The sequence below is a fragment of the Streptomyces sp. HM190 genome (genome assembly GCF_009857135.1).
GTDB lineage: Bacteria > Actinomycetota > Actinomycetes > Streptomycetales > Streptomycetaceae > Streptomyces > Streptomyces heilongjiangensis.
In genome coordinates this window covers 6056387-6081348 of record NZ_CP047318.1, presented here as the reverse complement: position 1 = coordinate 6081348, position 24962 = coordinate 6056387, and the positions used below count along the sequence as shown (strand labels likewise).

At 71.4% G+C, this 24962-nt stretch carries 15 protein-coding genes; 9 read left to right on the top strand and 6 right to left on the bottom strand.

The annotated features are described in order from the left end of the window. Positions 1 to 173 precede the first annotated feature (173 nt). From GSY65_RS26115 to GSY65_RS26105, 3 genes are all read left to right on the top strand, one after another. The gene (locus tag GSY65_RS26115) at positions 174 to 2255 is read left to right on the top strand and encodes a M4 family metallopeptidase (RefSeq protein WP_236580054.1); all 2082 of its coding nucleotides are present in this window, start codon (positions 174 to 176) and stop codon (positions 2253 to 2255) included. Between the two features lie 307 nt (positions 2256 to 2562). Continuing rightward, positions 2563 to 4224, top strand: coding sequence for a M4 family metallopeptidase (locus GSY65_RS26110; RefSeq protein ID WP_159773231.1), 1662 nt, complete (start codon positions 2563 to 2565; stop codon positions 4222 to 4224). 83 nt (positions 4225 to 4307) lie between these two features. Next, positions 4308 to 4844, top strand: a complete 537-nt coding sequence (locus tag GSY65_RS26105; protein WP_159773229.1) for a DUF1990 family protein — start codon at positions 4308 to 4310, stop codon at positions 4842 to 4844. Positions 4845 to 5012: 168 nt separating this feature from the next. Here the strand turns inward: GSY65_RS26105 and GSY65_RS26100 are convergent, their stop codons facing one another. Continuing rightward, entirely contained in the window at positions 5013 to 7634 is a 2622-nt protein-coding gene (locus GSY65_RS26100) for a glycosyltransferase family 1 protein (protein ID WP_159773227.1), read from the bottom strand. Positions 7635 to 8306: 672 nt separating this feature from the next. Between GSY65_RS26100 and GSY65_RS34045 the strand changes: the two genes are divergently transcribed. From GSY65_RS34045 to glgB, 5 genes are all read left to right on the top strand, one after another. Beyond that, the gene (locus tag GSY65_RS34045) at positions 8307 to 8696 is read left to right on the top strand and encodes a S8 family serine peptidase (RefSeq protein ID WP_236580052.1); all 390 of its coding nucleotides are present in this window, start codon (positions 8307 to 8309) and stop codon (positions 8694 to 8696) included. 229 nt (positions 8697 to 8925) lie between these two features. Continuing rightward, on the top strand, positions 8926 to 11064 hold the full coding sequence (locus tag GSY65_RS26090) for an alpha-1,4-glucan--maltose-1-phosphate maltosyltransferase (RefSeq protein ID WP_159773223.1): 2139 nt from the start codon (positions 8926 to 8928) through the stop codon (positions 11062 to 11064). Then, a complete protein-coding gene (gene treS / locus GSY65_RS26085; protein ID WP_159773221.1) occupies positions 11061 to 12779 on the top strand; it encodes a maltose alpha-D-glucosyltransferase in 1719 nt (572 codons plus the stop codon). The genes GSY65_RS26090 and treS overlap by 4 nt, the downstream gene beginning before the upstream one ends. A gap of 91 nt (positions 12780 to 12870) precedes the next feature. Continuing rightward, positions 12871 to 14379, top strand: a complete 1509-nt coding sequence (locus tag GSY65_RS26080; protein ID WP_159773219.1) for a maltokinase N-terminal cap-like domain-containing protein — start codon at positions 12871 to 12873, stop codon at positions 14377 to 14379. Between the two features lie 164 nt (positions 14380 to 14543). Further along, a complete protein-coding gene (glgB, locus tag GSY65_RS26075; RefSeq protein ID WP_159776408.1) occupies positions 14544 to 17963 on the top strand; it encodes a 1,4-alpha-glucan branching enzyme in 3420 nt (1139 codons plus the stop codon). Between the two features lie 62 nt (positions 17964 to 18025). Here glgB and GSY65_RS26070 read toward each other — a convergent pair whose 3' ends face one another. The 5 genes from GSY65_RS26070 to GSY65_RS26050 all read right to left on the bottom strand — a co-directional run bounded on the left by GSY65_RS26070 (position 18026) and on the right by GSY65_RS26050 (position 24630). Next, complete coding sequence (locus GSY65_RS26070) at positions 18026 to 19483, bottom strand: cytochrome (RefSeq protein ID WP_159773217.1); 1458 nt, start codon at positions 19481 to 19483, stop codon at positions 18026 to 18028. A gap of 264 nt (positions 19484 to 19747) precedes the next feature. Next, positions 19748 to 22039, bottom strand: coding sequence for a HelD family protein (locus tag GSY65_RS26065; RefSeq protein WP_201452674.1), 2292 nt, complete (start codon positions 22037 to 22039; stop codon positions 19748 to 19750). Between the two features lie 139 nt (positions 22040 to 22178). Beyond that, a complete protein-coding gene (locus GSY65_RS26060) occupies positions 22179 to 22511 on the bottom strand; it encodes a thioredoxin family protein (RefSeq protein WP_272172083.1) in 333 nt (110 codons plus the stop codon). Further along, positions 22508 to 22936 (bottom strand): MerR family transcriptional regulator, encoded by a 429-nt coding sequence (locus tag GSY65_RS26055; protein ID WP_159773213.1) that lies wholly within the window; start codon positions 22934 to 22936, stop codon positions 22508 to 22510. The genes GSY65_RS26060 and GSY65_RS26055 overlap by 4 nt, the downstream gene beginning before the upstream one ends. A 317-nt stretch (positions 22937 to 23253) precedes the next feature. Continuing rightward, complete coding sequence (locus GSY65_RS26050) at positions 23254 to 24630, bottom strand: cation:dicarboxylate symporter family transporter (RefSeq protein WP_159773211.1); 1377 nt, start codon at positions 24628 to 24630, stop codon at positions 23254 to 23256. Here GSY65_RS26050 and GSY65_RS26045 point away from each other — a divergent pair. Beyond that, on the top strand, positions 24617 to 24790 hold the full coding sequence (locus GSY65_RS26045; protein WP_159773209.1) for a hypothetical protein: 174 nt from the start codon (positions 24617 to 24619) through the stop codon (positions 24788 to 24790). The two genes, GSY65_RS26050 and GSY65_RS26045, sit on opposite strands and share 14 nt — an antisense overlap. Positions 24791 to 24962 lie beyond the last annotated feature (172 nt).

Here is a 24962-nt window from a genome sequence, read left to right as displayed (position 1 = left end):
GACAGGTGGCGCGATCTCCTGCCACGCTGCCCACATCCGCGTCACAGCAACCTCACAAGCTCCCCCTCCGTGCCGCGGAGCACCTCCCACGCATGTGGTTTCGCGTTCCACCCCTTGTTCTGCCCGGGCGGTCACCAACCGCCCGGTCTCCCCTGGCCGCGCGAACCGCGGCCATGCAGAAGGAGTCAGTGTTGAGACGCCAGTCCCACAGACGCACCTCCCACAGCGACATCCGCTCCCGCTCCACCCAGCGACGCGCCGCCGCGGGCGCGCTCGTCGCCGTCAGCGCCCTGCTGGCCGCGGCCGTCCAGTCGGGCGCCGCCACCGCCGCCCCGGAGAAGGCACCGTCGGCCGCGGGCAAGGCCAACCCGGGCGCGGTCTCCGTCAAGCTCAGCCCCTCCCAGCGGGCCGAGCTGATACGTGAGGCCAACTCCGGCAAGGCGGAGACGGCGCGGGAGCTGAACCTCGGGGCCAAGGAGAAGCTCGTCGTCCGCGACGTGGTCAAGGACCGCGACGGCACCGTGCACACCCGGTACGAGCGGACCTACGACGGCCTTCCCGTCCTCGGCGGCGACCTGGTCGTCGCGACCTCGAAGGCGGGCGGGACCGAGGGCATCGTCAAGGCCACCAAGGCCACGATCAAGGTCGCCTCGCTGAAGCCGGCCCTCGCCGCCGCGAAGGCAGAGAAGCAGGCGCTCGGCGTGGCGAAGGCCGAGCACGCCAAGGGCGCCGAGGTCAACCGCGCCCCGCGCAAGGTGATCTGGGCCGCGAGCGGCAAGCCCGCCCTGGCCTACGAGACGGTCGTCGGCGGCTTCCAGCACGACGGCACCCCGCAGGAGCTGCACGTCGTCACGGACGCCCGGACCGGCGAGAAGCTGTTCGAGTGGGAGGCGATCGAGACCGGCACCGGCAACACGGTGTACTCCGGCACGGTCGACCTCACCACCACGCAGTCGGGGTCGACGTACAACCTCACCGACGGCGCGCGCGGCGGCCACAAGACGTACAACCTGAACCGCGGCACGTCCGGCACCGGCACCCTGTTCTCCGGCCCGGACGACGTGTGGGGCAACGGCAGCCCGTCGAACCTGGAGTCGGCAGGCGCCGACGCCCACTACGGCGCGGCGCTGACCTGGGACTACTACAAGAACGTGCACGGCCGCAGCGGCATCCGGGGCGACGGCGTCGGCGCCTACTCCCGCGTGCACTACGGCAACAACTACGTCAACGCGTTCTGGTCCGACAGCTGCTTCTGCATGACGTACGGCGACGGCTCGGGCAACTCCAACCCGCTGACGTCGATCGACGTGGCCGCGCACGAGATGACCCACGGCCTCACGTCGAACACGGCCGGCCTCAACTACTCGGGCGAGTCCGGCGGTCTGAACGAGGCCACCTCCGACATCTTCGGTTCGACGGTCGAGTTCTACGCCAACAACACCTCCGACGTCGGTGACTACCTCATCGGCGAGGAGATCAACATCAACGGCGACGGCACGCCGCTGCGCTACATGGACAAGCCGAGCAAGGACGGCTCGTCCAAGGACGCGTGGTACTCGGGCATCGGCTCGATCGACGTGCACTACTCGTCGGGCCCGGCGAACCACTTCTTCTACCTCCTGTCGGAGGGCAGCGGCCCCAAGACCATCAACGGCGTCAGCTACAACTCGCCCACCTCGGACAACCTGCCGGTCACCGGCATCGGCCGGGACAAGGCGGAGAAGATCTGGTTCCGCGCGCTGACCACGAAGTTCACGTCCACCACCAACTACGCGGCGGCCCGTACCGGCACCCTCGCGGCGACGGGTGAGCTGTACGGCACCACGTCCGCCGAGTACACGGCGGTGCAGAACGCGTGGGCGGCCATCAACGTGGGCACCCGGCCCGGTGGCGGCGGGGGCGGCGGTACGTCGTTCGAGAACACGGCCGACGTATCGATTCCGGACAACGGCGCGGCGGTCACCTCGCCGATCACCGTCTCCGGCCGGACGGGCAACGCGCCCTCGAACCTCGCGGTGGCGGTCGACATCGTCCACACCTACATCGGTGACCTCCAGGTGCAGTTGGTCGCCCCCGACGGCACGGCGTACACGCTGAAGGGGTACGGCACGGGCGGCAGCTCGGACAACATCAACACCACCTACACGGTGGACGCGTCGTCCGAAGTCGCGAACGGTGTGTGGCAGTTGAGGGTCCAGGACAACGCGGCCCGCGACACCGGCTACATCAACAGCTGGAAGCTGACCTTCCCGTAGGCAGCGAGGCGGCCCGTCGCGCACGGGACGTGAACCGACAGGGCGCCGCCCCGAGGGGATCCACCCCCTCGGGGCGGCGCTCCGCTTTGCCGATCTCCGGGGCCCGCTTGATCAGCTCTTTGCCTTGTCCGCAGCGGATTTACAAGGCGGCAATATTTCTGGACAGCTGACTTTCAGCCAACATCACGTGAACCTCCTGACATGTACGCGTCCGGGTGTCACTCTTCACTCAACCGCCGCACTCGTAACTTCAGTTCACCGGCCGGCGACCCCACGCCGGACCGGTCTCCCCCACCAAGGAGCATGAGTGACTCCGTTCTACGCGCGTCATAAGCGGACCACGCTGGCCATCGCGACCGCCGTCGCCGCCGGTGCCCTGCTGACGACCGGTCTGACCACCGGTGCCTCCGCCCAGCCCGCGCCGGCCGCCGACACGGCGCGTCCGGCCGGTGCCCCGGTCCTGCTGACGCCGGCCGCCCGCACGGCCCTGATCAAGAAGGCGGACGCGGCCACCGCCGAGACCGCCGACGAGATAGGTCTCGGCGCCAAGGAGGAGCTGGTCGTCCGTGACGTCCTCAAGGACGCCGACGGCACGGTCCACACCCGCTACGAGCGCACCTACGGCGGCCTCCCGGTCCTCGGCGGCGACCTGGTCGTCCACGAGACCAAGGCCGGCGTCGTCAAGAGCGTGACCAGAGCGACGAAGGCCACCGTGAAGGTCGCCGACCTCACCGCGGACGTGACGAAGGCCGCCGCCGAGAAGCAGGCGCTGAAGGCCGCCCAGGCCGAGGGCTCCAGCAAGACCGCGGCCGACAAGGCCCCGCGCAAGGTCGTCTGGGCCGCGAGCGGCAAGCCCGTCCTCGCCTACGAGACGGTCGTCGGCGGCTTCCAGCACGACGGCACCCCGCAGGAGCTCCACGTCATCACCGACGCGGAGACCGGCAAGAAGCTGTACGAGTGGGAGGCAGTCCAGACCGGTACCGGCAACAGCCAGTACAACGGCCAGGTCACCCTCGGCACCACCCTGTCGGGCTCGACGTACAACCTGACCGACGCCGGGCGGGGCGGCCACAAGACGTACAACAAGGCCCGCGCCACGTCGTCCTCCGCCGGCACGCTCTTCACCGACGCGGACGACATCTGGGGCACCGGCAGCGTCTCCAGCTCCTCCACCGACCAGAACGCCGCGGTGGACGCCCACTACGGCGCGCAGGTCACCTGGGACTTCTACAAGAACGTCCTCGGCCGCAACGGCATCAAGAACAACGGCGTGGCCGCGTACTCCCGCGTCCACTACGGCAACGCGTACGTCAACGCCTTCTGGTCCGACAGCTGCTTCTGCATGACGTACGGCGACGGCGCGGGCAACGTCAAGCCGCTGACCTCGCTGGACGTCGCGGGCCACGAGATGTCCCACGGTCTGACCTCCAACACCGCGGGCCTGAACTACTCCGGCGAGTCGGGCGGCCTGAACGAGGCCACCTCCGACATCTTCGGCACGGCCGTCGAGTTCTACGCGGCCAACACCAAGGACCCGGGCGACTACCTCATCGGCGAGAAGGTAGACATCCGCGGCAACGGCACCCCGCTGCGGTACATGGACCAGCCCAGCAAGGACGGCTCGTCGGCCAACTACTGGTCGTCGTCCCTGGGCGGCCTCGACGTGCACTACTCGTCGGGCCCGGCGAACCACTTCTTCTACCTGCTGTCGGAGGGCAGCGGCGCCAAGACCATCAACGGCGTCAGCTACAACTCCCCGACCTCCAACGGCGCCACGATCACCGGCATCGGCCGCGCCAAGGCCGTCCAGATCTGGTACAAGGCGCTGACCACGTACATGACCTCGACGACCAACTACAAGGGCGCCCGCACGGCGACCCTGAACGCGGCGCGTGACCTGTACGGCGCGAGCAGCGCCGAGTACAACGCGGTGAACGCGACGTGGGCGGCGGTCAACGTGACCGCGTAGCACACCAGGCAGCACACCAGGCGGCCCTGAGGGCGGTACCCGGAGAGAAGGCGACTCCGGGTACCGCCTTAGGCTTTGGCCCCATGTCCCACTCCGACGGCTCACACCCCCTCCCGGACGGCTTCACCTACGAGGCCGTCGGCGCGACCCGCGAGGGCCGCTGCCCGCCCGGCTTCCACGAGATGCAGGTCCGCACCCGCCTCGGCGAGGGCACGGCCCTGTTCGAACGGGCGGCGCACGCGGTCCTCACGTGGGGGATGCACCGCGCACTGGGCGTGGGCCTCCACACGGACGCGCCCGAGGCCGCGCCGGGCGTCGACGTCACGGTCACCCTGGGCGGCGTCATCAAGGCCCCGTGCCGCGTCGTCTGGACGGTGGACGAACCCCGCCGCAAGGGCTGGGCCTACGGCACGCTCCCCGGCCACCCCGAGACGGGCGAGGAGTCCTTCGTGGTCGCCCGCACCGGCGACGGCACGGTCTGGCTGACGGTGACGGCGTACAGCCGCCCGGCGAAGTGGTACGCGAAGGCGGGCGGCGCGGCGACACGGGGCCTGCAACACGCGTACGCGCGGCGGTGCGGGGTGGTGCTGCGGAGGCTGGCGGGGGATGCGAAGGAGTGACCGCGCGGGCACCCCGCCCGAGCAGTGGTCCCGCCGTACCCGCGCGACGGGGACGAGAGGACGCCACGCGGCACGTACGTGCGCAGCACCGCGCCCCGCACAGACGGTGTCCGTGCGGGGCGGGCACGGACACGACGAACAGGCCGGGGCACCCCCGGCAGGGCGCGCCTACCGCATCAACACCCCCGCCCCCTCCCCCGTCTCCTCCGACGGCACCGCCAGCAGGCCCAGTTCGGCCGGGGAGGCGAGCAGGCGGTGGGCCGGGAGGATGCGGACCGTGTAGCCGAAGGGGCCCGTGCGGTCCAGGGCCAGCGGGCCCTCGTAGATCCAGCGGCCCTCGTCGTCGGGCCCGCTGGTCGGCTTCAGCGGGACGCTCGACGCGTCCGTGATCCGGTCCTCGGAGTCGACGCGGCCCGACACCGCCTGGACCTCCACGTCGTCGGGGGCGAGTTCGCCGAGGTCCACGCGGACGCGCAGCATCAGTGTGGCGCCCAGTTCGGCGGTGCTCGTCGGCAGCGCGGACGCCTCCACGTGGTCGACCTTGACGCGGTGCCAGGCACCCCGGACGCGTGCCTTCCACCCCGCCGACTCCCGCGCCGTGTCCGGGTTGAGCGCGCGGTGGGCGCGGGCCGCGGGCGCGTACAGGCGGTCCACGTACTCGCGGACCATCCGGCCGGCCAGCACCTTCGGGCCGAGATGGGTGAGGGTCTGGCGGACCATCTCGATCCAGCGGTCGGGCAGTCCGCCCTGGCCGCGCTCGTAGAAGCGGGGCGCCACCCGCTGCTCCAGCAGGTCGTACAGGGCGGCGGCCTCCAGGTCGTCCCGGCGGTCGTCGTCCGTCGCGGTGCCGTCGGCGGTGGGGATCGCCCAGCCGAAGTCGGGCCGGAACCATTCGTCCCACCAGCCGTCCAGCACCGACAGGTTGAGGCATCCGTTCAGCGCGGCCTTCATCCCGCTGGTGCCGCACGCCTCCAGTGGCCGCAGCGGGTTGTTGAGCCACACGTCGCAGCCGGGGTACAGCTTCTGCGCCATCGCCATGCCGTAGTCCGGCAGGAACACGATCCGGTGCCGCACCCGCGGGTCGTCGGCGAACCTGACCAGCTCCTGGATGAGGCGCTTGCCGCCGTCGTCCGCCGGGTGGGCCTTGCCGGCGACGACGATCTGGATCGGCCGCTCGGGGTGCAGCAGCAGCTCCATGAGGCGGTCCTGGTCGCGCAGCATCAGCGTCAGCCGCTTGTAGGAGGGGACGCGGCGCGCGAAGCCGATGGTCAGGACGTCCGGGTCGAGGACCCCGTCGATCCAGCCGAGTTCGGCGGTGCCCGCGCCGCGCTGGCGCCAGGAGGCGGCGAGGCGTTCCCGCACCTCCAGCACCAGTTGCTCGCGCAGGCTCCGGCGCAGTTCCCAGATGTCGCCGTCGGGGATGTCGGCCACGGCGTCCCAGCGGTCCGAGCCGCCGACCGTCATGGCGTCCTCGGTGCGTTCGGCACCGACCTGCCGGGAGCCGAGGCGGAACACCTCGGGCGCCACCCAGGTCGGGGCGTGGACGCCGTTGGTGACGGAGGTGATGGGGACCTCGTCCGCGTCGAAGCCCGGCCACAGGCCCGAGAACATCTCCCGGCTGACCTGGCCGTGCAGCAGGGACACCCCGTTGGCGCGCTGGGCGAGCCGCAGCCCCATCACCGCCATGTTGAAGACGTTCGGGTCGCCGCCCGAGTACGTCTCCATGCCGAGTCCGAGCACGCGTTCGACGTCGATGCGGGGCAGTTCGGCGTCGGGGCCGAAGTGCTGGGCCACGAGTTCCCGGTCGAAGCGGTCGATGCCGGCCGGGACCGGGGTGTGGGTGGTGAAGACGGTGCCGGCGCGGGCCGCCTCCAGAGCGGCGTCGAAGTCGAGCCCCCGGTCGCACAGCTCGGCGATGCGTTCGAGACCGAGGAAGCCGGCGTGGCCCTCGTTGGTGTGGAAGACCTCGGGTTGGGCGTGGCCGGTGAGGCGGCAGTACGTGCGGACCGCCCGGACACCTCCTATGCCGAGCAGCATCTCCTGCAGCAGCCGGTGTTCGCTGCCGCCGCCGTAGAGCCGGTCGGTGACACCCCGCTCACCGAGGTCGTTCTCCTCGACGTCGGAGTCCAGCAGGAGCAGGGGGACGCGGCCGACCTGGGCCTGCCAGACGCGGGCGTGCAGTCGGCGGCCGCCGGGCAGCGCGAGGTCGACGCGGGCCTGGGAGCCGTCGGTCTCCTGCAGCGGCACCAGGGGCAGCTCGTTCGGGTCGAGCACGGGGTAGTGCTCCTGCTGCCAGCCGTCCCGGGACAGCGACTGCCGGAAGTAGCCGTGCCGATAGAGCAGGCCGACGCCGATCAGTGGCACACCCAGGTCGCTGGCGGCCTTCAGATGGTCGCCGGCGAGGATGCCGAGGCCTCCGGAGTACTGCGGCAGCGCGGCGGTGATGCCGAACTCGGGCGAGAAGTAGGCGATGGCGGCCGGCGGCTCCGAGGTCTGCGTCTGGTACCAGCGGTCGCCGGTGACGTAGTCGCGCAGTTCGTCGGCGACCACGGTGAGCCGGCGCAGGAAGCGCCGGTCCTCGGCGAGTTCGGCGAGGCGCCGGGCGGGGACGGAGCCGAGAAGGCGTACGGGGTCGCCGCCGGACGCGGCCCAGCAGTCGGGGTCGACCGACTGGAACAGGTCACGGGTCTCCGCGTGCCAGGACCAGCGCAGATTGCGCGCCAGCTCGCTGAGGGGCTGAAGGGCTACGGGCAGGACGGGTCGGACGGTGAATCTGCGGATGGCCTTCACAGAGGATTCCACCTTCACGCCAGGACGTACGGGCCAAGGGGACGCACCTGTTGCGTGCGACCGGTCGTCACCACGACGGTAGCGGCGCGGGCGGGCGGGTCGGCAAGAACGGCGCGTCCCTCGGTATGCAATTACGGCGCATCCGTACCCCGGCCCCCCGGCCGCGCAGTCCGGTCCTGCGGGTTCAGTCCTGAATTCGTCGCGGCCCGCCCCTGTCCCCGCACGGGCGGTATGGCCGATTCCACACCTCTGTGCGGCCTTGTGGCGCTTCACCCCGCACGAGAGCCAGCCGAGTGGCGTACCGGCCGACGAGGCGGGGATCCCTGTCCATGCACTGTCGGGCGGGGGCGGGAAACAGGCGTCCGCGCCGGACCGGGGGCCTCACGGCGGTCGCGCCGCGATGCTCCCGGTCGGCCTCGCACCGGCGCACGCCGCCCCGGAGGGACGTGTCCTCGGAGCCGGGGCCACGGGTCCGTCGGCGGCAGCCACCTCGTGGCCCTCAGGCCGGGGACGCCGGCCCCACCGGAGGAGGGGAAGGACGTCGCCCGTCCGTACGAGGCGAAAACACGCCACGTGGACAGCCGGATCGTCAACGGCCACGCCGCGAGCCCCGGTGGGAATCAGGCCAGACGACTCGCGGCGGACCCGCGGGGGCCTCCGGTCGCGTCCGGGGTGACGTATACGGTCGCCGCGGGCGATGACGCCGTCGCCGCGTCCCTCTCCTCACCCGCCCGGGTGAAACAGGCGATCGCGGTCGGCGCCACCGGAAAGAAGGACATCCACGTCACCTTCTCCAACTGGGGCACCCGGCTGGACCTGTTCGCGCCTGGGGTGTCCGCCACCTCCGCGTCCCACCGGAGCCGCACCGGGGCCGCGACCTCGCCGGGTACGACCGCGGCGGCGGCGCACGCCACGGGCACAGCCGCCCCGCACCTCGCCGACCACCCCCCGGCGACACCGGCGCAGGTGGCCGAAACACCGGCGAAGGGTGCGGTTTCGGGCAAGGTCAAGGACAGATTTCCGGGCTCTGAGGGCCGGATCCTCCTGGTCGGCGTCCCGTAGTCTCCGGTAACACCACAGGTGAACGTCCCTTTACCCAAAGCGACTAGAGTGACCGGCCTCGACCCCCTCGGACGAGGCCGGTCTTGTGTGTAGACATACGCGTGAGTAGTTAACAAAGTGCCGGAATGCTCACCCGCACTGTGTGGGAAGGCTCCACCGGTACATCCCGCTGGCCCCACCTCCCCACACCCTCATCCGCCCACCCACGTTGACGCGGACAGGAGCGGTCATGCCCGCCACGCACCACTCGTCAGCACCCCCGACGACCAGTACCACCCCAGCGCACACCAGCACCCCCGCCGCGGCCACCCCGAGCGCCGCACGCACCGCACGCCGGGCGCACACGGGTCCGCCCGCGCCGTCGGCCTCACCCCCGGACACGGCGACCGTCGGCCGGATACCGGTTCTGGACGTACGGCCCACCGTCCACCACGGCCGCCGGCCCGCGAAGGCCGTGGTGGGCGAGGAGTTCGAGATCTCGGCGGTCGTCTTCCGCGAGGGCCACGACGCGGTCGCCGCCAACGTCGTCCTGACGGACCCGGAGGGCCGTCCGGGTCCGTGGACGCCGATGCGGGAACTGGCCCCCGGCACGGACCGCTGGGGCGCCACCGTCTCCGCGCCGAGCGAGGGCCGGTGGACGTACGCGGTGGAGGCGTGGGGCGACCCGGTCACCACCTGGCGCCACCACGCACGGATCAAGGTCCCGGCCGGCATCGACACGGAGCTGGTCCTGGAGGAGGGCGCCCGGTTGTACGAGCGTGCCGCCGCCGGGGTCCCGGAGGCCGGCCGCGCCCGTGGTGCCGTCCTCACCGCCGTGGACGCGCTGCGGGACACCGCCCGGCCGGCGTCGTCCCGGCTGGCTGCGGCGTTGACGCCGGAGGTGGACGAGGTGCTGGCCCGGCATCCGCTGCGGGAGTTGGTCACCTCCTCCGACCCGCTGCCCCTGCTGGTCGAGCGCGAACGCGCCCTGTTCGGCTCCTGGTACGAGTTCTTCCCCCGCTCCGAGGGCACCGCCGAACAGCCCCACGGCACCTTCCGCACCGCCGCCCGACGCCTGCCCGCCATCGCCGCCATGGGCTTCGACGTCGTCTACCTCCCCCCGATCCACCCCATCGGCACCACCCACCGCAAAGGCCGCAACAACACCCTCTCCCCCACCCCCGACGACGTCGGCGTCCCCTGGGCCATCGGCTCCCCCGAGGGCGGCCACGACACCGTCCACCCCGACCTGGGCACCCTGGAGGACTTCGACCGCTTCGTCGCCCGGACCCGCGAGCTGGGCATGGAGGTGGCCCTGGACTTCGCGCTGCAGTGCTCCCCCGACCACCCCTGGGTCGACAAGCACCCCGAGTGGTTCCACCACCGCCCCGACGGCACCATCGCGTACGCGGAGAACCCGCCGAAGAAGTACCAGGACATCTACCCCATCGCCTTCGACGCCGACATGCCCGGCCTGATCGCGGAGACGTGCCGCATCCTGCGGCACTGGATGGACCACGGCGTGCGGATCTTCCGCGTCGACAACCCCCACACCAAACCCGTGCTGTTCTGGGAACAGGTCATCGCGGACATCAACCGCACCGACCCCGACGTGATCTTCCTCGCCGAGGCCTTCACCCGCCCCGCGATGATGCACACCCTCGCCGCGGCCGGCTTCCAGCAGTCCTACACCTACTTCACCTGGCGCACCACCAAGACCGAACTCACCGAGTACGCCACCGAACTCGCCGGCGACGCCGCGAGCTACATGCGCCCCAACTTCTTCGTCAACACCCCCGACATCCTCCACGCCTTCCTCCAGCACGGCGGCCGCCCCGCCTTCGAACTCCGCGCCGTCCTCGCCGCGACCCTCTCCCCCACCTGGGGCGTCTACTCCGGCTACGAACTGTGCGAGAACACCCCCCTCAAACCCGGCAGCGAGGAATACCTCGACTCCGAGAAGTACCAACTCCGCCCCCGCGACTGGGACACCGCCGAACGCGAAGGACGCACCATCGCCCCGCTGCTCGGCAAGCTGAACGAGATCCGGCGGCGGAGCCCCGCGCTGCGGCAACTGCGCGACCTGCACTTCCACCACGCCGACCAGGAAGCGGTGATCATCTATTCGAAGCGGGCGGGTTCGAACACGGTTCTGGTGATCGTGAACCTCGACCCCCACCACACCCAGGAGGCCACGGTCTCGTTGGACATGCCGCGGCTCGGCCTCGACTGGCACGAGTCGGTGCTGGTGCGCGACGAGCTCACCGGCGAGGTCTACACCTGGGGCAGGAGCAACTACGTACGTCTCGAACCGGGCCGCACGCCCGCCCACGTACTGACCGTCCTGCGACCGTCCAACCCGCAGACCGGGGGGTCACCCACACGATGATCGTCAACGAGCCCGTTCCCGACACCTTCGAGGACACGCCGCAGAAGGACCGGGACCCGGAGTGGTTCAAACGCGCCGTCTTCTACGAGGTCCTCGTCCGTTCCTTCCAGGACAGCAACGGCGACGGCATCGGCGACCTCAGGGGCCTGACCGCGAAACTCGACTACCTGCAGTGGCTGGGCATCGACTGCATCTGGCTCCCGCCCTTCTTCAAGTCCCCCCTCAGGGACGGCGGCTACGACGTCTCCGACTACACCGCCGTCCTGCCCGAGTTCGGCGACCTCGCCGACTTCGTGGAGTTCGTCGACGCCGCCCACCAGCGCGGCATGCGCGTCATCATCGACTTCGTCATGAACCACACCAGCGACCAGCACCCGTGGTTCCAGGAGTCCCGCAAGGACCCCGACGGCCCCTACGGCGACTACTACGTCTGGGCCGACGACGACAAGCAGTACCAGGACGCCCGCATCATCTTCGTCGACACCGAGGTCTCCAACTGGACCTTCGACCCCGTCCGCAAGCAGTACTTCTGGCACCGCTTCTTCGCCCACCAACCGGACCTCAACTACGAGAACCCCGCCGTGCAGGAGGAGATGATCTCGGCGCTGCGGTTCTGGCTGGACCTGGGCATCGACGGGTTCCGGCTGGACGCCGTGCCGTACCTGTACCAGCAGGAGGGCACCAACTGCGAAAACCTTCCGGCGACGCATGACTTCCTGAAGCGGGTCCGCAAGGAGATCGACGCCCACTACCCCGACACGGTGCTGCTGGCCGAGGCGAACCAGTGGCCGGAGGACGTGGTCGACTACTTCGGCGACTACACCAGCGGCGGCGACGAGTGCCACATGGCGTTCCACTTCCCCGTCATGCCCCGGATCTTCATGGCGGTCCGCAGGGAGTCGCGCCACCCCGTCTCCGAGATCCTCGCCAAGACCCCCGCGATCCCCTCCCACTGCCAGTGGGGCATCTTCCTGCGCAACCACGACGAGCTGACCCTCGAAATGGTCACCGACGAGGAGCGCGACTACATGTACGCGGAGTACGCCAAGGACCCGCGCATGCGCGCCAACATCGGCATCCGCCGACGCCTCGCCCCCCTGCTGGACAACGACCGCAACCAGATCGAACTGTTCACCGCCCTGCTGCTGTCCCTGCCCGGCTCGCCGATCCTCTACTACGGCGACGAGATCGGCATGGGCGACAACATCTGGCTCGGCGACCGGGACTCGGTCCGTACGCCGATGCAGTGGACCCCGGACCGCAACGCGGGCTTCTCGTCCAGCGATCCGGGGCGGCTGTTCCTCCCCACGATCATGGACCCGGTCTACGGCTACCAGGTCACCAACGTCGAGGCGTCGATGTCCTCGCCCGCGTCGCTGCTGCACTGGACCCGCCGCATGATCGAGATCCGCAAGCAGAACCCGGCCTTCGGGCTCGGCACCTACACGGAGTTGCCGTCGTCCAACCCGGCCGTGCTGGCGTATCTGCGGGAGGCCCCCTCGACCGGGGACGGCGGGGACGACCTGGTGCTGTGCGTGAACAACTTCTCCCGGTTCGCGCAGCCCACCGAACTCGACCTGAGCGCCTACGTGGGACGCCACCCCGTCGAACTCATCGGCGGAGTGCGTTTCCCCGCCATCGGGGAACTCCCCTATCTGCTCACCCTCGCGGGACACGGCTTCTACTGGTTCCGCCTGCGGAAGGACGCCGTGTAACCGACCGGAACCCCGGGCGGGCCGGTTTCCCCCGGCCCGCCCGGGGCACGCACACAGGAACACCCCGCCCCCGGGGAAAGGACGCGACGCCATGTCGGAAGCCGCCACGCACTCCACCGCGACAAGTCCTGGTCCGCAGCCCGCCGCCCCACCGATGCCCGGGCTGCTCACCTCGCTGGAGCCACTGCTGAGGGAGTGGCTGCCACGGCAGCGGTGGTTCGCGGGGAAGGGGCGGCCGGTGGCCGGGTTCGGGCTGGTGGCGGCCACCGAACTGCTCCCGGTGGGCGGGCGGTCCGACGACTCCCGGTCCGGCGGCGCCAAGGCCGGGCTGCTGCACCTCCTGGTCCGCGCCCATCAACCGCTGGTGCCGTCGCAGGGCGCTCCCGTGCAGCCCGGCGACTGCTACCAACTGCTCATCGGGATCCGCGAGACCCTGCCGCCCCGTCTGGCGCCCGCGCTGATCGGGCACGTCACCGACGGGCCGCTGACCGGACGGACGGTGTACGAGGCGCTGCACGACCCGCGTCTGGCCGACGTCCTCCTCGAAGCGCTCCGGACGCAGGCCCGCATAGGGGACCTGCGCTGCGCGCGGGACGCCCGGCTCGCCGTACCGGAGGGACTCGTGCCCCGTCTGGTGACGTCGGAGCAGTCCAACTCCTCGGTCGTCTACGGGGATACGTTCATTCTGAAGCTGTTCCGCCGGGTCGTGCCCGGCGCCAACCCCGACCTCGAACTCCCGCTGGCGCTGTCGCGCGCGGGGTGCCCCCGCGTGCCGGCGCCGGCTGCCTGGATGACCGCCGACCTGGGCCCGGCCGCCGCCCAGGAGACCCATGTCCTCGGGGTGCTCCAGCCGTACCTCAAGGGCGCGGCCGACGGGTGGGAACTGGCGCTGAGCATGCTCGCCAAGGGCGAGGACTTCACGGGCGAGGCGCGGGCACTGGGCCGGGCCACCGCCGAGGTCCACGCGGCTCTGGCCGAGGCGCTCCCCACGGTCACCCTGGGCCGGCCCCAGGTGGAGTCGCTGGTCGCCGGGATGACGGAGCGTCTGGAGGCCGCGGCGCAGGCGGTACCGGCGCTGCGTCCGTACGCCTCCGGTCTGCGCACCGCCTTCGACGCCCTCGCCGCCCTGGCCGCCGAGGGTCACACCTGGACGGCGCAGCGCATCCACGGCGACCTGCACCTGGGCCAGTGCCTGAGGTCACCCGTCGAGACCGGCGCGCGGCACGGCGGCGGGGGCGAGTGGTCCCTCATAGATTTCGAGGGCGAGCCGTCGAAGCCGCTGGCCGAGCGCCGCATGCCGCAGCCCGTCGCCCGCGACGTCGCCGGCATGCTCCGCTCCTTCGACTACGCCGCCCACTCCCTGCGGCCCCCGGCCGCCGACTGGGCGTCCGTCTGCCGGGCCGCGTACTGCTCCGGGTACGCGGACGTCTCCGGGACGGACCCGCGGACCGACCCCGTGCTGCTGCGCGCGTACGAGACGGACAAGGCGGTGTACGAGGTCGTCTACGAGGCACGGCACCGCCCCGACTGGCTCTCGGTGCCGCTGGCGGCGATCCACCGCCTGGCCACCGACACCGGCCCCGCCGCGACCGTGACCTGACCCGAGCTGACCCGTTTGCCCTGTCCGAGGGCCGAGCAGCCGCTCCGCCCACCCGTCACCACCCTGCACGACCCGCCGAGGAGGCCGTCCCTGTGACTCCCCGCCCGCCGTCCGACGACAGTACGCAGAACACCGGCAGCGACGCCGCTCAGGCGCCGGCCCCGGTGAAGAAGACGGCTGCCCGGAAGACGGCCACGAAGAAGACCTCGGCCACGAAGACGACGGCGAAGAAGACTGCGAAGAAGACGACGGCGACGCCCTCGGCGAAGACCGCGAAGAAGGTCCCGGCCCAGAGGACGACGGTCCCCCCCACGCCGGCGGAGCCGGACGCCCCGGCCCCGGCCGAGGAGACCACGGCGCCCGGGACACCGGCGAGGAGGACGGCAGCGAAGAAGGCCCAGGCCAGGAAGAGCGCGGCGACGAAGAACCCGCCGAGGGAAACGCCGGGCATCAGGACCGACGCCGGCGCCGGCACCGCCGAGACAGCGGCGCCGACGAAGACCACCGCCAGAAAGACCCCGGCGAGGAAGGTCCCGGCGAGGAAGAGCACGACAGCGAAGAGCACGGCTCCCGAGACCCCGACCGCCGAGACCTCGGCCCCGAAGCCTCCGGCCGCCGAGTCTCCGGCTTCGGAGGCCATGGCTTCCAAGGCGACGGCTTCCAAGACGACCACTTCGAAGACCACGGCCAAGAAGACCACCGCCGCGAAGACCACCGCCAAGAAGGCCGCGGCAAAAAAGACCGCCGCGAAGAAGGCGGTCGCGAAGAAGGCGGTCGCGAAGAAGGCCATGGCAAAGACGACCGCGGCGGAGACAACCGCGGCCAAGAAGGCCGTAGCCACGAAGGCCGTACCCAAGACGACCGCGGCGAAGACGACCGCGGCCAAGAAGGCCGTAGCCACGAAGGCCGCGGCGAAGAACGCCGTGGCAGAGACGACCGTGGCGAAGAAGGCCGTGACCGAGACGACTGCGGCCGAACCCGCCGCGGCGAAGAAGGCCGTGACGAAGAAGGCCGCGGCGAAGAAGGCCGCGGCAGACAAACCCGTGGCGAAGAAGGCCGTGACCACGTCGGCCGGGGCCAAGAAGGCGGCGGTCAAGAAGTCCGCCGCGAAGAAGGTCGTCGCGGGTGACCAGCCTGCCGTTCCCTCGCAGTCGGGTGCCCCGACCCGGTCGGCCGTTCCCCCGCAGCCGGTGGCCGAGCCGGTTCCGTCGGCCTCGCCCGACGAGCCCTCCGTCTCCGCGCAGCCGGCCGTGCCGGCACAGGCGCAGGCGATCGCCGGGCCGGGCTCCCACGCCGAGAAGGCCGAGAAGGCCGAGAGGTCCGAGAGGTCCGAGAGGTCCGAACCCACCGGGCGGGCGGAGCCCATCGAGCCGGCCGCCGCCGTCCGGACGGCCTTCTCCCCCGCCGTGGACGGGGCCGACCGGGAGCGGTTGCTGGCCGGTACCCACCATGAGCCGCACGCCGTGCTGGGCGCGCATCCGGTCGCCGAGGGCGTGGTGTTCCGCGCGTTCCGGCCGTTCGCTCGGGGGGTGACCGTCGTGGCGGGCTCGCTGCGGGCCGAACTGCACGACGACGGCGAGGGGTTCTTCTCGGGGCTGCTGCCGCTGCGGGACGTACCGGAGGCGTACCGGCTGCTGATCGCGTACGAGGGGAGCACCCAGGAGACCGAGGACGCGTACCGCTTCCTGCCGGCCGTCGGGGAACTGGATCTGCACCTGGTCAACGAGGGCCGCCACGAGGAGCTGTGGCAGGCGCTCGGGGCCCGCCCGATGACCCACCAGGGCGTGACCGGCACCCGCTTCACGGTGTGGGCGCCGAACGCGCGGGGCGTACGGCTGGCCGGGACCTTCAACTACTGGGACGGCACCGGCTACCCGATGCGCGCGCTGGGCTCCTCCGGGGTGTGGGAGCTGTTCGTGCCGGAGATCGGCGAGGGCGAACTGTACAAGTTCGAGATCACCCGCCCGGACGGTACGCGGACGCTGCGCGCCGACCCGCTGGCCCGCCGTACGGAGATCCCGCCGAACACCTCGTCCGTGGTGCACGCGTCGCACTACGAGTGGGGCGACGCCGAGTGGATGGCGCGGCGGGCCGAGACGCCCGTGCACGAGGCGCCGTTCTCCGTGTACGAGGTCCACCTGCCGTCGTGGCGCCCCGGCCTCACGTACCGCCAACTCGCCGAGCAGCTCCCGGCGTACGTGAAGGACCTCGGGTTCACCCATGTCGAGCTGCTGCCCGTCGCCGAGCACCCCTTCGGCGGCTCCTGGGGATACCAGGTCACCGGGTTCTACGCGCCCACGGCCCGCCTCGGTGACCCGGACGACTTCAAGTACCTGGTCGACTCGCTGCACCGGGCGGGGATCGGGGTGCTGATGGACTGGGTGCCGGCGCACTTCCCGCGGGACGACTGGGCCCTGGCCGAGTTCGACGGGCGTCCGCTGTACGAGCACCAGGACCCGGCGCGGGCCGCGCACCCCGACTGGGGGACGCTGGAGTTCGACTACGGCCGCCGCGAGGTGCGCAACTTCCTGGTGGCGAACGCCGTGTTCTGGTGCGAGGAATACCACATCGACGGGCTGCGCGTGGACGCCGTCGCCTCCATGCTCTACCTCGACTACTCGCGTGAGCCGGGCCAGTGGACGCCGAACGAGCACGGGGGCCGGGAGAACCTCGACGCGGTGTCCTTCCTCCAGGAGATGAACGCGACCGTGTACCGGAGGGTGCCCGGGGTCGTGACGATCGCGGAGGAGTCCACCGCGTGGGACGGCGTCACCCGCGCCACCCACCACGTCGGCCCCGGCGGCTTCGGCGGCCTCGGCTTCGGTCTGAAGTGGAACATGGGCTGGATGCACGACTCGCTCGGCTACATGGCGAAGGAGCCGGTGCACCGCAAGCACCACCACCACGAGATGACGTTCTCGATGGTGTACGCGTACAGCGAGAACTACGTCCTGCCGATCTCCCACGACGAGGTCGTGCACGGGAAGCGTTCCCTGGTGTCGAAGATGCCGGGCGACTGGTGGCAGCAGCGGGCCGACCACCGCGCGTACCTGGGTTTCATGTGGGCGCACCCCGGCAAGCAGCTCCTGTTCATGGGGCAGGAGTTCGCCCAGGGCGCGGAGTGGTCGGAGGCGCACGGCCCGGACTGGTGGCTGCTCGACCCGGCGTACGGCGCCGAGGCGGACCACCGGGGGGTGCGCGACCTCGTCCGCGACCTCAACGGCGTGTACCGCGCCACCCCCGCGCTCTGGCAGCGCGACACCGACCCGGCCGGTTTCTCCTGGATCGCGGGTGACGCGGCCGACGACAACGTCCTGGCCTTCCTGCGTCTCGACGCGGACGGCACGCCCCTGCTGGCCGTCTCCCACTTCAGCCCGGTGGTCCGCCGGGACTACCGGCTGGGTGTGCCGGAGGACGTCCCTGCGTGGCGGGAGGTCCTGAACACGGACGCGGAGTCGTACGGGGGGAGCGGTGTCAGGACACCGCACCCGGTGAAGGCGGAGCCGACACCGTGGCACGGCCGCGCGGCGAGCGTCCGTCTCACCCTGCCGCCCCTGGCGACGGTCTGGCTGCGCCCGGCGTAGGGGCTCGCCACGGCTCGGGGGTGCGGGTGGCTGTGCGACCGCGCTCCCGAGCCGTACCGCGCTCACCCCCCGCCCCTCCGCCCGCCGAACATCATCCGCCGCAACGCCCCCAGCAGCCCGCTCCCGCCCCGCCCGGACGGCTCCGCCGCCACACCGGCGAGCGCGGCCCCGTCGTCCCCCGCACCCGCAGCCACGCCCGCGCTCGCGCCCGGCCCCCCGGCCCGGCCCGCGACCGGCGCCCCCGCGCTCAGTTCGTACCGGACCGGCAGCAGCCGCAGCCCTCGCACGACCGGCCCGGTGCGCCACGGCAGCTGGTCCGGCGGCAGCGTGAGTTCCGCGCGGGCGAAGTGCTCGAAGATCCGGCCCACCGCCGTGGTGACGATCATCCCGGCCAGCTCGCGCGCGGCGCTGGGGCACTGGTGCGGCCCCGCTCCCCATGCGAGGTGCGCCCGTGTGCTGACCGTGGAGTCGACGAGGTGGGAGGTGCCGATGGCGAGCAGGTCCCGGTGCGCGGCGGCGACGGACGGGGACACGATGTCGCCGGCCCGGATCCAGAAGTTCCCGAGCCGTACGTCCCGCCCGGCGAACCGGAAGCACAGGTTGGCGGTCGGCGGGTTCACCAGCGCGGCCCGGTTGACGGTCTCCCCGAGCTGCCCGGTCGCCACGCTCCGCCGGACCGTCGCGTTGCCGCGCAGCACCTCCAGCAGGGTGTTGCAGACCATGTTGCCGGTGATGTCGTTGAGGTAGACCGCGTTCATGAACAGCTCACGGCCGAGCTGTTCGTCGGAGAGCGACGGGTCGGACAGCAGCATGTACGACGTCAGGTCCTCCCCCGGCCGCGACCGGCGGTGCGCCGCGAGCCGGGTCATCGCGCCCAGCGCGCGCTCGGTGGCGGGTCCGGCGTCCGGCCCGCCGTCGAGCATCCGCCACAGGTCCATGACCATCTCGTCGCCGAGTTCGACGGGGCAGCCGAACAGCTTGGTGGTGACCATGAGGAGCAGGGGCCGTGTGTACTGCGCCGCGAGGTCGGCGAAGCCGCTCGTGCCGGACTCCGCGGCGAGCAGGGCGATGAGGTCGTCGGCGTACTTGGCGACGGCGGCCCGCAGTTCCCATCCCTCGGGGCTGTGTCCGTCCTGGAAGGGCCGCATGGCCGAGTGGTGGGTCAGCCGGGCGGCCCGGTGCTCCTCGTCGTCGAGGAACATGGTCTGCCGCACCTCGTACCCGGCGAGCAGCGGCCAGTCCCTGGGCAGTCGGCGTTCCGCCCGCGCCCGCCAGTGCCGTACGTCGCGCCGCCAGACGGTGTCGTTGCGGAGGACTTCGAGCACCTCGCGGTAGTCGAGGACCAGCCACACCGGAACGCCCATCAGCCCGACCGGAGCGACGGGACCGTATGTACTCCGCAGTCGCTCGTAGACGCTGCCCGGGTCCGTGTCGAACTCCGAGGTCAGCAACGGCTCCACGGGCAGCGAGTCGAGCGTGGGACTGCCGGCCGGAGCGGCCGCGAACGGATGAGTTTCCATGAGCGACACGCATACCGCATGGCACCTGCACGAGCAGTGACGATGGAGCGAACTGTTACGGCTTGGTGATCCCCGATGTACATGTGGTGACGGTGGCCTCCACCTGGTCTTACCGGTAGCACCCCCTTGGGTGCGGGCGGGCCCGGTCGAGTGCGCCCCCCGATTTTTCGGGGGCCCCGGCCCGGCTGCCGCGGGGCCCCGCCTCGCGCGGTGCCGGCGGCGCACCGGCGGGGCCCCGCGCCCGTCGTCCCCCGGTTCGTCCGGTCAGGCCGCCGCCAGTGTTTCCCGCAGGGCCCCCGGCAGGGCTTCCGTGTGGACGACGCCGAGTGCCTGGGTCGCCCGGGTCAGCGCCACGTACAGGTCGCTGGTGTCGAACCACCCGGGTTCCACGACGAGGACCGAGTCGAACTCCAGCCCCTTGGCCTGCCGGGGGTCGAGGAGGACGACGGCCCGGGTGAGGTCCGGTTCCGCGCCGGCGGTGACGCCGTCGAGGCGGGCCGCGAGCGACCGGTGCAGGGCGCGCGGCGCGATCACCGCGAGCCGGCCCTCGGCGGGGGTGAGTTCGGCGGCGGCCTTGGCGACCTCGGCGGGCAGGTCCCGGGTTGCGGCGCGGCGCGCCCAGGGCCGTACGCCCGTGGACCGCACGGAGCTGGGCGGCTCGAAGTCAGGCCGCTCGGCGCGGACGACGCCGGCCGCGACGTCCATGATCTCGGCGGGGGTGCGGTAGTTGACGCCGAGCCGGGTGTGCTTCCAGCGGTCCTCGACGTACGGCGCGAGGATGTCGGCCCAGGAGCCGACGCCCGCGGCCTCCGCCGTCTGGGCGGGGTCGCCGACGAGGGTCATCGAGCGGGTCGGGGAGCGGCGCATCAGCAGCCGCCAGGCCATCGGCGACAGTTCCTGCGCCTCGTCGACGATGATGTGCCCGAACGCCCAGGTCCGGTCGGCGGCCGCCCGTTCGGCGGCGCTGCGGTGGTCCTCCTCCTCGTGCCGCTCGGCGAACCGCTCGGCGTCGATGATGTCGTGCGCGGACAGCACCTCGGAGCCCTCGGGGTCACTGTCCTCCTTGTCCTCGAACTCGTAGGTGCGGGACGCGTACGACACGTCGAGCACGCCCTGCGCGTACGCGATCCGGGTCTCCCGCTCGCGTTCGGCTCGGACCCGCGTGAAGCGGTCGTCCTCGCCGAGCAGTTCGGCGGCCTCGTCGAGGAGGGGCACGTCGGCGACGGTCCAGGCGCGGGTGACCGGGCGGCGGACGGCGTCGGCGTCGTCCTCGGGGAGGAAGCGCTCGGGCTCGGCGAGGAAGTCGGCGATCAGACGGCGGGGGGTGATCCGTGGCCACAGCCGGTCGATGGCGGCCCACACCTCGGGGTTCTCCGCGAGTTCGTCGCGGATCTGGGTGATGTCGCTGGCGTCGAGGAGGTTGGAGCCGTCGTAGGGGTCGGTGCCGATGCGCTCGGCGACCATGTCGGTGAGGGTGTTGAGGATGTGGCCCTCGAAGTGCTCGCGGGCCGCGTTGTGGGGCAGCTTCGCCTCGCGGGTGCGTGCGCGGGCGACCCGGACGAGGTCGTCGTCGAGCATGAGGACCTCCCGGTCGTGCTCGATGGCGATCACCGGGTCGGGCAGCGCCTGCCGGTCCCGTACGACGGCCGCGAGCACCTCGGCCATGTCGGCGCGGCCCTTGACCCGGGCGGCGTCCGGGGTGTCTGTCGCGGTGGCCCGTACACCGGGGAACAGCTCGCCGACCGTCGACAGCAGGACGCCCGTCTCGCCGAGGGAGGGCAGCACCTCGCCGATGTAGCCGAGGAAGGCCGGGTTGGGGCCGACGATGAGGACGGCACGCCTGGCGAGGAGGTCCCGCTGCTCGTACAGCAGGTACGCGGCGCGGTGCAGGGCGACGGCGGTCTTGCCGGTGCCGGGGCCGCCCTCGACGACCAGGACGCCCTGGTGCGGGGCTCGGATGATGCGGTCCTGCTCGGCCTGGATGGTCTGCACGATGTCGCCCATGCGGCCGGTGCGGGCCGAGTTGAGGGCGGCGAGCAGGACGGCGTCGCCGGTGGGGTCCTCGTACCCGGTGCGGGTCTCGTCACCGAGGTCGAGGATCTCGTCGTGCAGGGCGGTGACCCGGCGGCCCTCGGTGGTGATGTGCCGGCGGCGGCGCAGCCCCATCGGGGTGTGGCCGGTGGCGAGGTAGAAGGGGCGGGCGACGTCGGCCCGCCAGTCGATGAGGATCGGGGTGCGCTCGGTGTCGTCCTCCCGCAGACCGATCCGGCCGATGTGGTGGAGGCCGCCGTCGGCGAGGTCGAGCCGTCCGAAGCAGAGGGAGCCGTCGACGGCGTTCAGGGCGGCCAGCAGGCCCGAGCGTTCGGCGACCAGGATGTCCCGCTCCAGGCGGGCCTGCCTGGGCGTGCTGCTCTGCGCCAGCGCGTCGGTGACGGAAGCCTCGGTCTCACCGCGCAGCGCGTCGACCCGCCGGTACAGCGCGTCGATGAATTCCTGCTCACGCCGCAATTCATCGTGCGAAAAGCCGGTGTTTGACAATTCCACTCCCGCCCGCATATACTGTGCTCACTGAACTTCTTTGCGACTCCTCATTCTTGAAGTCGCGAATTGCTCAATATACGCAAGAAAAGCCCCCGAGCACAATTGCTCGGGGGCTTTTCCGTGCGGTCTCCCCGGTCTCCCGGTCTCGCCGGTGTCAGAGTACGTCGGCGAGTTCTTCGAGCAGCCGCCGCTTCGGCCGGGCCCCGACCATCGCCTTCACCGGCTCACCGCCCTTGAACACCATGAAGGTCGGCATGGACAGCACCCGGTAGTGGTTGGTGGTCTCCGGGCTCGTGTCCACGTCCAGCTGCACCACCTTCAGCCGCTCCCCCTCCTCCGCCGCGAGGGCGCTCAGCACCGGCCCCATCTGCCGGCACGGCGGGCACCAGTCGGCGGTGAACTCCACCAGTACCGGCAGCTCCGCCCCGATCACCTCCGCCGCGAAATCCGCGTCCGTCACCTCGGCCACTCCGGCAGCCCTGATCACAGTCCGCCTCCTCCCAGTTCGCACTCCGGCTCCGGACCGCCCGGAACCTCCGCCTCGGCCGCCAGCCGCTCCCGCGCCCACTCCGCCCTCGCCAACTGCTCGCCGACCTTGGCCCGTACGGCCGCCAGCTCGCCGATCAGCGCGTCCAGCTCGTCCAGCTTCCGCCGGTAGACCGCGAGCGACGCCGGGCACGAGTCGCCCTCCGGGTGCCCGGCCCGCAGGCACTCCACGAACGGCCGCGTCTCCTCCAGGTCGAACCCGAAGTCCTGCAGCGTGCGGATCTGCCGCAGCAGCCGCAGATCGCCCTCGTCGTACGACCGGTACCCGTTGCCGCTCCGTCGCGCGGGCAGCAGCCCGCGCGCCTCGTAGTACCGCAAGGTCCGTGTCGTGGTCCCGGCCCGTGCCGCCAGCTCACCGATGCGCATGACCCGACGCTAATCCTTGACCCCGGCGTCAAGGAAAGAGAGGAAAGAGAGGAACGAGAAGAGCCGAGCGGCCAGGTCCACAGGGGGAGGACCTGGCCGCTCGGTGCAGGGGGCCTGCTTGTGCGGTGGTGGTGCCCGTACGGCCGGGTCTACGGGGGGAGGGCCCGGCCGTACGGGGTTCACAGGGGGCTGCGGTTGGGGCCGCGGGCCCCCCGGGGGCGCGGGGCACTCACTGCGCAACCAGCCGCACTCGACCTGCGGTCGGGAGCCGGCCTCACAGCACCGCGGCGTTCCCGTCCGGCGCCCCGCGGGAGCGCTCACGCCTTGGCGAGCTGCTTCTCCCCCTCGGGCTCCGCCTCAGCCGGCGCGGCCACCCCGTGGTCGTCCAGCAGCGTCGCCTCGTCGAACGGCGCGCGTCCGGCGAGCACCTCGTCGACCCGGGCCTTGTCGATCTCCTTGGTCCAGGTGCCGATCAGGACCGTGGCGACCGCGTTGCCCGCGAAGTTCGTGAGGGCGCGGGCCTCGCTCATGAAGCGGTCGATGCCGACGATGAGGCCGACGCCGTCCACCAGCGCGGGCTTGTGGGACTGCAGACCGCCCGCGAGGGTGGCGAGACCGGCACCGGTGACACCCGCCGCGCCCTTGGAGGCGACCAGCAGGAAGAGCAGCAGCGCGACCTGCTCGCCGATGGCCATCGGCGTGCCCATGGCGTCGGCGATGAACAGGGACGCCATGGTCATGTAGATCATGGTGCCGTCGAGGTTGAAGGAGTAGCCGGTCGGGACGGTGATGCCGACGACGGGCTTGCTGACACCCAGGTGCTCCATCTTCGCGATGAGGCGCGGCAGCGCGGACTCGGAGGAGGAGGTGGACAGGATCAGCAGGAACTCACGGCCCAGGTACTTGAGGAACGTGAAGATGTTCAGCCCCGCGACGATCTTCAGCAGCGCGCCGAGCACGATGAAGACGAACAGGAAGCAGGTGATGTAGAAGCCGATCATCAGCACGGCGAGGCTCTTGAGGGCGTCCAGGCCGGCCGAGCCGGTCACGGCCGCGATCGCGCCGAACGCGCCGATCGGGGCGGCCCACATCACCATCGCGAGGATGCGGAAGACGAGGCGCTGGATGTGCTCGATGCCGCGCAGGATCGGCTGGCCGGCGTTGCCCATGGCCTGGAGCGCGAAGCCCGCGAGGAGCGCGACGAGCAGGGTCTGCAGGACCTCGCCGCCGGTGAACGCGGAGACGATGGTCGTCGGGATGATGCCGAGCAGGAACTCGGTGGTGTCCTTGGCCTCCGGCGAGACCTGCGCCTGGCCGGTCTCCTTGATCGCGTCGGTGACCGCGAGGCCCGTGCCGGGCTCGACGATGTTGCCGACGACCAGACCGATGCCGAGGGCGACCAGCGACATGATCAGGAAGTAGACCAGTGCGATGCCGCCGACCGCACCGACCTTGGCGGCCTTCCGTACGGAACCGATACCGAGCACGATCGTGCAGAAGATGATCGGCGAGATCATCATCTTGATCAGGTTCACGAAGCCGGTGCCGATGGGCTTCAGCTCGACCGCGAAGTCGGGGGCGATCAGGCCCACGGCGATGCCGAGGGCCACGGCCACGATCACGGCGATGTACAGGTAGTGCGTGCGGTCCCGCTTGGCGGGTGCGGTAGGTGCCGTATGGGTGGTGCTGGCCACGGCTGCCCTCCTCGTCGACGACGTCGTCGGCTGGTCGTCCGGCGTGCGGCTCACGTCCGGGGGTGTGCGGGAGACGGTCTCCCAGGGGCGGGAGTGGGGGCTCCCTGGCGGGGAACTCGGCGAGTTCCCCGGCAGAAGGGGAACCCTGCGGGTTCCCTGACGGCGGGAGTCGGGGCTCCCGGTGGGAGCGGCTCCCGGGGGGTGGGGGAACCGGTCTCCCGGCGGCTCGGGTGTGGGGTCCCGGACGGGAGTCGTGCTCCCCGTGTCGTTCATGTGCTGGACATGTCCGACGGGGTGACTATCTCCCGCTCTGTGAGGGCGGTCACCCTTCC